The organism is Pseudomonas sp. MYb193, assembly GCF_002966775.1.
GTDB classification, from domain to species: domain Bacteria; phylum Pseudomonadota; class Gammaproteobacteria; order Pseudomonadales; family Pseudomonadaceae; genus Aquipseudomonas; species Aquipseudomonas paracarnis.
Genome location: NZ_CP023269.1, coordinates 3,742,442 through 3,754,571, shown reverse-complemented (window position 1 = coordinate 3,754,571; position 12,130 = coordinate 3,742,442). Strand labels below are relative to the sequence as shown.

The 12,130-nt window shown below is 58.8% G+C and carries 9 protein-coding genes; 7 read left to right on the top strand and 2 right to left on the bottom strand.

What is annotated here, in order from left to right; genetic code table 11:
• The first annotated feature begins 41 nt into the window (after positions 1-41).
• From clpP to CLM72_RS16940, 5 genes are all read left to right on the top strand, one after another.
• A complete protein-coding gene (clpP, locus tag CLM72_RS16960; RefSeq protein ID WP_003192255.1) occupies positions 42-677 on the top strand; it encodes an ATP-dependent Clp endopeptidase proteolytic subunit ClpP in 636 nt (211 codons plus the stop codon).
• A gap of 112 nt (positions 678-789) precedes the next feature.
• Complete coding sequence (gene clpX, locus CLM72_RS16955) at positions 790-2,073, top strand: ATP-dependent Clp protease ATP-binding subunit ClpX (protein WP_003192254.1); 1,284 nt, start codon at positions 790-792, stop codon at positions 2,071-2,073.
• Between the two features lie 188 nt (positions 2,074-2,261).
• A complete protein-coding gene (gene lon / locus CLM72_RS16950; RefSeq protein ID WP_105227219.1) occupies positions 2,262-4,658 on the top strand; it encodes an endopeptidase La in 2,397 nt (798 codons plus the stop codon).
• Between the two features lie 149 nt (positions 4,659-4,807).
• A complete protein-coding gene (locus CLM72_RS16945; RefSeq protein ID WP_003174819.1) occupies positions 4,808-5,080 on the top strand; it encodes an HU family DNA-binding protein in 273 nt (90 codons plus the stop codon).
• Positions 5,081-5,308: 228 nt separating this feature from the next.
• Positions 5,309-7,183: a SurA N-terminal domain-containing protein gene (locus CLM72_RS16940; protein WP_034127947.1), complete on the top strand. Its 1,875-nt coding sequence runs from the start codon at positions 5,309-5,311 to the stop codon at positions 7,181-7,183.
• An 81-nt stretch (positions 7,184-7,264) separates the two neighbouring features.
• On the opposite strand, the gene nhaA is transcribed toward CLM72_RS16940, so the two are convergent.
• Together nhaA and CLM72_RS16930 are read right to left on the bottom strand one after the other, a co-directional pair.
• The gene (nhaA, locus tag CLM72_RS16935) at positions 7,265-8,608 is read right to left on the bottom strand and encodes a Na+/H+ antiporter NhaA (protein ID WP_105227218.1); all 1,344 of its coding nucleotides are present in this window, start codon (positions 8,606-8,608) and stop codon (positions 7,265-7,267) included.
• Between the two features lie 118 nt (positions 8,609-8,726).
• Positions 8,727-9,908, bottom strand: coding sequence for an MFS transporter (locus CLM72_RS16930; protein WP_105227217.1), 1,182 nt, complete (start codon positions 9,906-9,908; stop codon positions 8,727-8,729).
• Between the two features lie 117 nt (positions 9,909-10,025).
• On the opposite strand from CLM72_RS16930, the gene CLM72_RS16925 reads away from it, so the two are divergent.
• On the top strand, positions 10,026-10,925 hold the full coding sequence (locus CLM72_RS16925; RefSeq protein WP_177430953.1) for a LysR family transcriptional regulator: 900 nt from the start codon (positions 10,026-10,028) through the stop codon (positions 10,923-10,925).
• An 88-nt stretch (positions 10,926-11,013) separates the two neighbouring features.
• Complete coding sequence (locus tag CLM72_RS16920) at positions 11,014-11,805, top strand: DUF2242 domain-containing protein (protein ID WP_105227215.1); 792 nt, start codon at positions 11,014-11,016, stop codon at positions 11,803-11,805.
• The last annotated feature ends 325 nt before the right edge of the window (positions 11,806-12,130 follow it).

Here is a 12,130-nt window from a genome sequence, read left to right as displayed (position 1 = left end):
TGCGTTTTCAAGACATGACTATTTGGGAGTAACTGCAGAGCATGTTCCGTAATTCCTATATTCAGCAGAACTCTGATATCCAGGCCGCAGGCGGCCTGGTCCCGATGGTTGTCGAGCAGTCCGCTCGTGGCGAACGCGCCTACGACATCTACTCGCGCCTGCTCAAGGAGCGAGTGATCTTTCTGGTTGGCCCGGTAGAGGACTACATGGCCAACCTGATTTGTGCGCAATTGCTGTTCCTTGAAGCGGAAAACCCGGACAAGGACATCCATCTCTACATCAACTCACCGGGCGGTTCGGTGACTGCGGGCATGTCGATCTACGACACCATGCAGTTCATCAAGCCAAACGTGTCGACCACCTGTATTGGCCAGGCGTGCAGCATGGGCGCCTTCCTGCTGACCGCGGGTGCCGAAGGCAAGCGTTTCTGCCTGCCGAACTCGCGTGTGATGATTCACCAGCCACTGGGCGGTTTCCAGGGCCAGGCGTCGGACATCGAAATCCACGCCAAGGAAATCCTCTTCATTCGTGAGCGTCTCAACACGCTGATGGCCAAGCACAGCGGGCGCACCCTGGAAGAAATCGAGCGCGATACCAACCGTGACAATTTCATGAGCGCTGAAGCTGCCAAGGAATACGGGTTGATCGACGCAGTGATCGACAAGCGCCCCGCTTAATATAAGCCGCTCAAAATAGGGCTGGTCGGCATGTCCGACCACTGGCGGGCTTGAAAAAGCCCGCATAAGCCTTCATCTTGTGTTGCAAGCCTATCGGATTTGGATCGAACGAATGACTGACACCCGCAACGGCGAGGACAACGGCAAGCTGCTCTATTGCTCCTTCTGTGGCAAAAGCCAGCATGAAGTGCGCAAATTGATTGCCGGCCCCTCGGTGTTTATCTGCGACGAATGCGTCGACCTGTGCAATGACATCATCCGCGAGGAGGTGCAGGAAGCCCAGGCCGAGAGCAGTGCGCATAAATTACCTTCGCCTAAAGAAATCAGCGGCATCCTTGACCAGTACGTCATTGGTCAAGAGCGTGCAAAGAAGGTTCTGGCCGTAGCGGTGTACAACCACTACAAGCGCTTGAACCAGCGTGACAAGAAAGGTGACGAGGTTGAACTTGGCAAGAGCAACATCTTGCTGATCGGTCCTACAGGCTCGGGTAAAACCCTGCTTGCAGAAACCCTCGCTCGCCTGCTGAACGTTCCGTTCACCATCGCCGACGCCACCACCCTCACCGAGGCTGGCTACGTGGGTGAAGATGTCGAGAACATCATTCAGAAACTGCTGCAGAAGTGCGACTACGACGTAGAGAAGGCCCAGATGGGTATTGTCTACATCGACGAGATCGACAAGATCTCGCGCAAGTCGGACAACCCGTCGATCACCCGGGACGTTTCCGGTGAAGGCGTGCAGCAGGCCCTGTTGAAACTGATCGAAGGCACGGTTGCTTCCGTTCCGCCACAAGGCGGCCGCAAGCACCCGCAGCAGGAATTCCTTCAGGTTGATACGCGCAACATCCTGTTCATTTGTGGCGGTGCGTTCTCCGGTCTGGAGAAGGTGATTCAGCAGCGTTCCACCCGTGGCGGCATTGGTTTCAGTGCGGAAGTGCGTAGCAAGGAAGAAGGCAAGAAGGTGGGCGAGTCCCTGCGTGAAGTCGAGCCTGACGATCTGGTCAAGTTCGGTCTGATCCCGGAATTCGTTGGCCGTCTGCCGGTCCTGGCCACGTTGGACGAGTTGGATGAGGCGGCTTTGATCCAGATCCTCACCGAGCCGAAAAACGCCCTGACCAAGCAATACGGCAAATTGTTCGAGATGGAAGGTGTAGACCTCGAGTTCCGTACTGACGCGCTGAAATCGGTGGCCAAGCGGGCACTGGAGCGCAAGACCGGTGCACGTGGCCTGCGTTCTATTCTCGAAGGCGTATTGCTCGACACCATGTACGAAATCCCCTCGCAGTCCGAGGTGAGTAAAGTGGTGATCGACGAAAGCGTGATCGAAGGCAAATCCAAGCCACTGTATATCTACGAAAACAGTGAGCCGGCTGCCAAGGCTGCACCCGACGCGTAAGCGTTCAGCAGTTGCGGTACAAGCAAGGGGCCTCTAGGGGCCCCTTGTTTTTTGGGGGCTTTTCTCGGAGCGGTGGTTAAATTCGCGTGTATTCATGCGTTTAACTACTGGCATTGAGCTTGTTTTTTTTGCATGTAACCCCCATCTTGGTTTCAAGCTTATTTTTGAACTGTCATAGAGGCGAAATCATGAAGACAACCATCGAATTGCCTCTCCTGCCGTTGCGTGATGTCGTCGTCTATCCGCACATGGTTATCCCGCTGTTCGTGGGGCGCGAGAAGTCTATCGAAGCCCTCGAGGCCGCGATGACGGGCGACAAGCAAATCCTGCTGTTGGCCCAGAAGAATCCTGCTGATGACGATCCGGGTGAAGATGCCCTGTATCGCGTCGGCACCATTGCCACTGTCCTGCAATTGCTCAAACTGCCCGATGGCACCGTCAAGGTGTTGGTCGAAGGTGAGCAGCGCGGCGCCGTAGAGCGTTTCATGGAAGTGGATGGCCACTTGCGTGCAGAAGTGGCGCTGATCGACGAAGTCGAAGCCCCGGAGCGTGAGTCCGAGGTGTTCGTGCGCAGCCTGCTCTCGCAGTTCGAGCAGTATGTGCAGTTGGGCAAGAAAGTTCCGGCTGAAGTCCTGTCGTCCCTCAACAGCATTGATGAGCCAAGCCGCCTGGTCGACACCATGGCCGCCCACATGGCGCTGAAGATCGAGCAGAAGCAAGACATCCTCGAAATCATCGACCTGTCGGCCCGTGTCGAACACGTGCTGGCGTTGCTGGATGGCGAAATCGACCTGCTACAGGTTGAGAAACGCATCCGTGGCCGTGTGAAGAAGCAGATGGAGCGTAGCCAGCGCGAGTACTATCTGAATGAGCAGATGAAGGCCATTCAGAAAGAACTCGGTGACGGCGAGGAAGGCCACAACGAAATCGAAGAGCTGAAGAAGCGTATCGATGCCGCTGGCCTGCCCAAAGACGCCCTGACCAAGGCCACCGCGGAGCTGAACAAACTCAAGCAGATGTCGCCGATGTCGGCCGAAGCCACCGTGGTGCGCTCGTATATCGACTGGTTGGTGCAAGTGCCGTGGAAAGCCCAGACCAAGGTGCGCCTGGACCTGGCCCGTGCTGAAGAGATCCTCGACGCTGACCATTACGGCCTGGAAGAGGTCAAGGAGCGCATCCTTGAGTACCTCGCCGTGCAAAAGCGTGTGAAAAAAATCCGCGGTCCGGTGCTGTGCCTGGTCGGGCCTCCAGGTGTGGGTAAAACATCCCTGGCGGAATCGATTGCCAGCGCGACTAACCGCAAGTTCGTGCGCATGGCCTTGGGTGGCGTGCGTGACGAAGCGGAAATCCGTGGTCATCGCCGTACCTACATCGGTTCGATGCCAGGAAGATTGATTCAAAAGATGACAAAAGTGGGGGTACGCAACCCGCTGTTCCTGCTCGATGAAATCGACAAAATGGGCAGCGACATGCGTGGCGACCCGGCGTCGGCCTTGCTCGAAGTGCTTGATCCCGAGCAGAACCATAATTTCAACGACCATTACCTGGAAGTCGACTACGACTTGTCTGACGTAATGTTCTTGTGCACCTCCAACTCCATGAACATTCCGCCAGCCTTGCTGGATCGGATGGAGGTGATTCGTCTGCCGGGCTACACCGAAGACGAGAAGATCAACATCGCAGTCAAGTACCTGGCGCCCAAGCAGATTTCGGCCAACGGCCTGAAGAAGGGCGAGATCGAATTCGAGGTCGAGGCGATCCGTGACATCGTGCGCTACTACACCCGCGAGGCCGGTGTACGGGGCCTTGAGCGCCAGATCGCGAAGATCTGCCGCAAGGCGGTGAAGGAGCACGCGCTGGAAAAACGCTTCTCTGTGAAGGTAGTTGCCGATTCCCTGGAACACTTCCTGGGTGTGAAGAAATTCCGCTACGGCCTGGCCGAGCAACAGGATCAGGTCGGCCAGGTGACTGGTTTGGCGTGGACTCAGGTAGGTGGCGAATTGCTCACCATCGAAGCTGCGGTGATTCCGGGCAAAGGCCAATTGATCAAGACCGGCTCCCTGGGGGACGTGATGGTCGAATCCATTACCGCCGCGCAGACCGTGGTGCGCAGCCGCGCGCGCAGCCTGGGCATCCCTCTGGACTTCCACGAGAAGCACGACACCCATATCCACATGCCGGAAGGGGCGACCCCCAAAGACGGCCCTAGCGCTGGCGTAGGCATGTGCACGGCGCTGGTATCAGCGTTGACCGGCATTCCTGTGCGTGCCGATGTGGCGATGACCGGGGAAATTACCCTGCGTGGTCAGGTATTGGCGATCGGTGGTCTGAAAGAGAAATTACTCGCTGCGCACCGGGGTGGAATCAAGACCGTGATCATTCCTGAAGAGAATGTTCGCGACTTGAAGGAAATTCCTGACAATATCAAGCAGGATCTTCAGATTAAACCGGTTAAATGGATTGACGAGGTCCTGCAAATTGCGCTGCAATACGCGCCGGAGCCCTTGCCGGATGTGGCCCCGGAGATAGTCGCGAAGGACGAAAAACGCGAGTCCGATTCCAAGGAAAGAATTAGCACGCATTAATGTGTTGGAGCCTGGGGGGCTTCCTTGACAGCTTTTTAGAGCCCTTGTTATAAAGCGGCTCTTAAGTGTCTGTAGGCCATTCAGCACTGGTTTTGCTTTTTACCAAAAAACTTAGAATCATACTCAATAGATATATAAGGGGACTTAGAGTGAACAAGTCGGAACTGATTGATGCTATCGCTGCATCCGCTGATATCCCGAAAGCTGCTGCTGGCCGTGCGCTGGACGCAGTAATCGAATCCGTCACTGGCGCTCTGAAGGCCGGCGACTCCGTGGTACTGGTAGGCTTCGGTACTTTCTCTGTGACTGACCGCCCAGCTCGCACTGGCCGTAACCCACAGACCGGCAAAGCACTGCAAATCGCTGCTGCCAAGAAACCAGGTTTCAAAGCCGGTAAAGCCCTGAAAGAAGCCGTTAACTAAGCTTCGTTCAAGCCTTTGCTTACCCGGGTCGGACGCAGGTCTGACCTGGCAGCGGAGCGGTAGCTGACCCACTTATCGGGTCGCCACGCCGGGGGTGCAAATTCGAACCCCCGTCCGCTCCGCCAGTTACGAGAAGGCGCATCCTCGGATGCGCCTTTCTTCTATCCGGACTCTACCCACGCTCCACGGTTGCCTAATTTTTGAAGTTCAACCGTTTCTGGGGGACGCATGCTGCAAAATATCAGGGACAATTCACAAGGCTGGATTGCCAAGACCATTATCGGGATCATCGTCGCTTTGATGGCGTTCACCGGTATCGAAGCCATTTTCCAGGCTTCGGGTAATAACAAGCAGGACGTGGCCAAGGTCAATGGTGAAGAAATCACCCAGACCGAACTGAGCCAGGCCGTCGATATGCAACGGCGCCAGCTGATGCAACAGTTGGGCAAGGATTTCGATGCTTCCCTGCTGGACGAAAAACTGCTGCGCGATGCTGCCCTCAAGGGCCTGATCGACCGCAAGCTGCTCCTGCAAGGTGCTGCCGATTCCAAGTTCGGCTTCTCGGAAGCGGCGCTGGACCAGGTGATCCTGCAGACGCCGGAATTCCAGGTGGACGGCAAGTTCAACGCCGAACGCTTTGACCAGGTGATCCGTCAGCTGGGCTATAGCCGCATGCAATTCCGTCAGATGCTGACCCAGGAAATGCTGATCGGCCAGGTTCGCGCAGGCATCGCCGGCAGCGGTTTTGTGACCGACGCCGAGGTGCTGGCATTTGCCCGTCTGGAAAAACAGACCCGCGACTTCGCTACCGTCAACATCAAGGCTGACCCTGCGGCGGTGAAGCTCACCGACGACGAGGTCAAGGCCTACTACGACCAGCACGCCAAAGAGTTCATGACCCCGGACCAGGTGGTCATCGACTATCTGGAGTTGAAGAAGTCTTCCTTCTTCGACCAGGTCAGCGTCAAGGACGATGAGCTGCAGGCTGCCTACGAGAAGGAAACCGCCAACCTCGCTGAACAGCGTCGTGCCGCGCATATCCTGATTGAAGTCAACGACAAGGTCACCGAGGCGCAAGCCAAGGCCAAGATCGAAGACATCCAGGCGCGCCTGGCCAAGGGTGAGAAGTTCGAAGCCCTGGCCAAGGAGTTCTCCCAGGACCCAGGTTCGGCCAACAATGGCGGTGACCTCGGCTTTGCCGGCCCTGGCGTTTATGACCCGGACTTCGAAACCGCGCTGTACGGCTTGAAGCAAGACCAGGTGTCGGCGCCAGTGCGCACTACCTTCGGTTGGCATCTGATCAAGTTGCTGGGCGTTGAAGCGCCTGAGGTGCCATCGTTCGCCAGCCTGAAAGACAAGCTGACCCGCGAGCTCAAGGCACAGCAGGTTGAACAGCGTTTTGTCGAAGCGACCAAGCAATTGGAAGATGCGGCATTCGAAGCCTCTGACCTGGCCCAGCCGGCGTCTGACCTGAAGCTGACCGTCCACACTTCCGCGCCGTTTGGCCGTGAAGGTGGCGAAGGTGTTGCGGCCAACCGTGCCGTGGTCACTGCAGCCTTCAGCCCGGAAGTGCTGGATGAAGGTGCCAACAGCAGCGCTATCGAGCTGGACCCGGAAACCATCATCGTGCTGCGTGCCAAAGAGCATCTCAAGCCGGCCCAGTTGCCGCTGGAGAACGTCGCTGCGGCCATTCGCACCCAGATGACCAAGGAGCGCGCGAGCGCTGCCGCCAAAGCCCATGCCGACGAGTTGATCGCCAGCCTGCGTGATGGCAAGACCGCGCTGGACCAGCCGGTTGACGGCCAGGCCTGGAAGGTGACTGAGGCAGCTACCCGTGGTCAGGACTCCATCGACCCGGCCGTGCTGCAAGCCTTGTTCCGCATGCCCAAGCCTGCGGCCAAGGACAAGCCGACCTTCACCACCGTGACCCTGCGCGATGGCAGCCTGGTGATCGTGCGCTTGAACGGCGTGAACGAAGCGGCGGCTCCTACGGACGAAGAAAAGGCGCAATACCGCCGCTTCCTCGCTTCCCGTATTGGCCAGCAGGACTTTGCGGCCTACCGCAAGCAGCTGGAAACCCAGGCAGACATCAAGAAGTACTGATGCCGGCCTGAATAAAAAGACCCCGACCTGAAAAGGCCGGGGTCTTTTTTTGCCCTTGATAAAGTGAGAGCTGAATGCGCTTCAGGCGTTCTTAGCTGCAAACTTGAGCTTGCCCCACGTCAACCCGATCACCGCCGCCAGGGTTGAAGCCGCCAATACGCTCAATTTCGCAGCCGACAGCAGGGCCGGGTCGGAAAATGCCAGGGACGAGATAAAGATCGACATGGTGAAACCGATCCCCGCCAACAGGCCGACCAGGCCAACGCCTGTCCAGGTCACACCGTCCGGCAGCTTGCAGATGTTGAGCTTGACCAGCGCCAGGCTTGCCAGCATCACGCCCAGAGGCTTGCCGAGCACCAGGGCGAAGATGACGCCCATGAAAACACCGTGGGCCAGCGGGTCATCCAGATTGAAACCGTCCAGGCTCACACCGGCGTTGGCCAATGCAAACAGCGGCATCACGCCGAACGCGACCCAGGGGTGCAGCGCCGATTGAACACGCTGCACCGGCGGCAGTATTTCCCTTTGAGCTTCGCGCAATTGCTTGAGGGGCGTGGCGACTGGCTGGGCCCCTTCGGCTGGCTGCGAGAACCGGTCCATCAGCTCGTTGAAGGTGCGTTCGATGGTTTCCAGCGGGCGTTCCCGGGTGGGCTTGGAATTGACGGGGGTCATCAAGCCAAGGATCACCCCGGCGAGCGTTGGGTGCACGCCGGTCTTGAGCAGGCCAAACCACACGATAGCGCCTGGCAGCAGATAGATCACTGCCTTGCTGATGCCCATGCGCTGGAACACCAACACCAGGGCCAGCCCGCCGGCAGCAATCACCAAGCCCATGTAGTCGAGGCTGGCGGTGAAAAAGATCGCGATGATCAGGATCGCCACGATGTCATCGATGATCGCCAAGGCCAGCAGCAGGACGCGTACGCCACTGGGAATCGATTTGCCCAGCAGCGCGAGCACGCCCACGGCAAAGGCGATGTCGGTCGCGGTGGGGACCGCCCAGCCACTCGCGGCGGCGGTGCCGTGGTTGAGCAGGGTGTAGATGAGTGCGGGCATCAGCACACCGCCCAACGCCGCGCCCAACGGCAGCGTGGCCAGCTTCAGGTTGGCGAGGGCGCCGTCTTTGATTTCCTGGCGAATCTCGGCACCGACCACCAGAAAAAAAATGGTCATCAGCCCGTCATTCACCAGAAAATGCAGGGAACGCGACACGCTGTAATCGCCCAGCCCGAGGGTGATGGGCGTGTTCCAGAAATGCTCGTAGGTCGCGGCGGCGGGGCTGTTGGCCCACACCAGCGCGACGATGGCGGCCAGCAGCAGCACGATCCCGCTGACGGCTTCGATGTGTGAAAAGCGCTCAAGGGCGGACAGCGCGCCCTCAGTCAAACGCTGGGGGCGGGGGATGGCGGGGTGTTTATCAGGCACGACAAATCTCCATTGGCGGCCCGACCAATGCTTGGCTTTTAACCTGCGCCGTGCTTTATGCAGCAACGCACCCAGAGGCGATGATAGGAAGGTGAGGAATAAGTTGTAAACAAACTTGTCATCGCGCGGGCAGCGCTTTACCCCGGATTGCGCCCAGCGCCAACACGATCAATCCTAGAACGGCCCATGGAAATGCCACGACGCCCCAACGTTCGAGCAAGAGCCCGCCCACTAATCCACCTCCGGCGATGCCCAGGTTCCATACCGTGACCAACATCGATTGGGCGGCATCGGCCGAGTTGCCAGCCGACTTGGCCAGCGCGGTTTGCAATAGCGCTGGGAGGCCACCGAAGGCGAGCCCCCACAACGCCACGCTGACGTAAATGGCGACTACACAGTTGAACCATAGTCCGAGCAGCAGGGCGGCAACGGCGAACATCGCGCAACTGATGAGGGTCAGCAGCCTCAGGTGGTGATCAATCCAGATGCCTACCAGCCAAATACTCAGCACGGCCATCAGGCCGAACACCAGCAGCACGCGATCAATCTCGCGGCCGATACCGGCGGGCACCAGCAAAGGGGCGATGTAGGTATAGAGAATGTTATGCGCGAGCACATAGGTAAAGGTCACCCAGAGCACCGGCCGGATGCCTGGCAACGCCAGTACCTGACGTAAGCCGAGGCGTTTGCTTGGCGGTTCACCGGCAAAATCCGGCAGTTGCCAACGCGCCCATACCAGCAGTAACAGGGTCAGGCCAGTCATGATGGCAAAACTGGCGCGCCATCCGACCAGCGTACCCAGCAGGGTGCCGGCGGGCACGCCGAGGGACAAGGCCAGCGGCGCACCCAGCATGGCCACGGCAATCGCCCGGCCTTGCAGATGAGGTGCGACCATACGACTGGCGTAACCCGCCAGCAAGGCCCACAGCAAGCCCGCGAACACACCGGCGAAAAATCGTGCAGCCAAGGTCAAGCCATAGTGGCTGGAGAAGGCGGTGACACTGTTAACCAATGCAAAGCCGCCGATGGCGATCAACAGCAACGGCCGCCGGCGCCAACCCCGGGTCAGCAATGTCAGCGGAATAGCGGCGAGCAATGAGCCGAGCGCATAGAGCGTTACCAGTTGCCCGACCAGGGCCTGGGAGACCCCAAGCCCAGCACCGATTTGCGGTAACAAGCCGGCGGGCATTGCCTCGGTGAGGATGGTGATAAAGCCGGCGCAGGCCAACGCCAGCAGACCGGCCAGTGGCAGGGGTTCCGCGTGGGGGGCTGTATCGATCAATTGGGGGCTGTCGTTCATCGGGGCTCTCCTTGAAAGGGTCAAGGAGCCAGGGTAGGGGGCTGCGAGGTGCGGAAAAACAGGCTAAGGTTCCGAACTTATCGGACGTTGATGTCCGCAATCGGCAAAGGCATCACCATGGACAATCTGGGCAGCCTCTCGGTTTTTGTGCAGGTCGCGCAAACCCTAAGCTTTACCGCTGCGGGCCGCGCACTGGGCGTGTCATCGTCGGCGGTGGGTAAAAGCATTGCGCGGATGGAAGAGCGCCTGGGCGTCAGGTTGTTTCATCGCAGCACCCGCAGCATCACTCTGACCAGCGAGGGCGCGCTGTTCCTGGAACGTTCGCGGCGCATCCTGGCGGAGCTGGAAGCGGCCGAACAGGAATTGACTGAGGTCACTGCCAAGCCTCGCGGCAAGCTGCGGATCAGTGTGCCCCAAGTGCGTGGTTTGTTGATGCCGGTGATCAGCGATTTTATGCGTGCCTACCCGGACATCGAGTTGGATGTGGATTTTTCCGATCGGATGGTGGACGTGATAGAGGAGGGCTTCGACGCCGTGATTCGCACCGGCAAGCCAGAAGATTCGCGCTTGATGGTGCGCCATCTAGGGCATTACCAGTTGGTCCTCGTCGGTACGCCCGGCTACTTCGACCAGCACGGCACCCCCCATCGGCCACAGGACCTGAATCATCACGCCTGCCTGCGGCACAAATTCTGCGCCACCGGCAAGCTGGAGCCCTGGCCGCTGCGTCATGTCCCGGGGGCGGCAGAACTGAACCTGCGTGCACCGCTGGTCAGCACCACCATCGAGTCCCTCAATCATGTGGTGCAAGAAGGACTGGGCATTGCGTGCCTGCCGGACTACATGGTCAGCCAGGCCGTACAGCATGGGCGTTTGCGACGGGTGCTGGATGAGCACCTCGAACATCGCGGCAGTTTCTGGTTGCTGTGGCCGGCCAGTCGCCATGCTTCGGCCAAGCTGCGGGCTTTTATCGATCATATGTGCGCCGGGCTTTTTCCTACTGACGCCGCTGTCTGAGCTTGAGATGTTTTACCGACAGGAATCGCGCTTCAATGTCGCGTTCTGTTGCACAATACCGTCCGGACCGTTTTCTTCAGGATTTTCAATGTCGACATCATTTCACTTGCGCAATCTCGGGTTGGCGCTGGTGCTGGCGGGCGCCGCGGGCTGCTCGTCACCCAAGACCGCTATCTATGAACATGAGAATTTCGACGATTCCGGTACGTTTTCCCGCGATTACCCGGTCAGCGATGTGGCGGCCTGTGAAGCTGCGCGCCGTGCCCTGCTGAGCCAGGGCTACATCATCACCAGCAGCGATCCGAAGTTGGTGGCCGGCAACAAGAGCTTCCAGCAGACCGGCGAGACCCATCTGCAGATCAGTTTCAATGTGGTGTGCGCTGCTGATGGCAAGGGCAGCAATCACTCGACGATGTTTGCCAACGCCTTGCAGGACCGTTATGCGCTGAAGAAGGTCAACAACTCCGCGAGCCTCGGTGTGGGCGTGCTGGGCTCGGTGTCGATGCCGATTGGCTCCACCGACGACTCGATGGTGAAGGTGGCGAGCGAGACCGTCTCTGCACCGAAGTTCTACGAGCGTTACTTCGCGTTGGTGGACGTGTTCCTGCCGCAGGAAGTAAAGCAGGCCGAGCATATCCCCGAGCAGCCCAAGGCCGACCTCGGCGTGCCCGAGCCCAAGGCCACTCCGGCAGCCGAGAAGGTCGAGGCGCCGAAGGATGTGCCTGTAGCGCCTGCCGCTGCAGAGCCGCTAGCGCCGCCACCTGAGGCTGCACCGATTGCACCGGTGACAGAGCCTGCTCCGGTTGCACCGGCGCCGACTGATCCTGCCTTGCCGGCCCCGACAGAAGCGATTCCACCGCTTCCGATGCCTGCGCAATAACGCAATGCTCTTCTAATGTGGGAGCGGGCTTGCTCGCGAATACGGCGTAACAGTCGCCAAGTGTGTTGAATGACACACCGCTTTCGCGAGCAAGCCCGCTCCCACATTTTGACCGAGGACGCCGTTAAGTTAAATCCAGTGATCGCCGCTACGTTTAATCCTGAAGAGCAGGAATGTCACGACGTCGACATTTTTTCGTCATGACGGCACTTTAGGCTGGGTTCGCAGGTCATTAATCTGCAACCGCTTTCAACACGAAAAGGAGTCCACCATGGACGATTACCAGGAAGAACTGCTGGAGTACCAGGCATTCGAGCTAGACCCA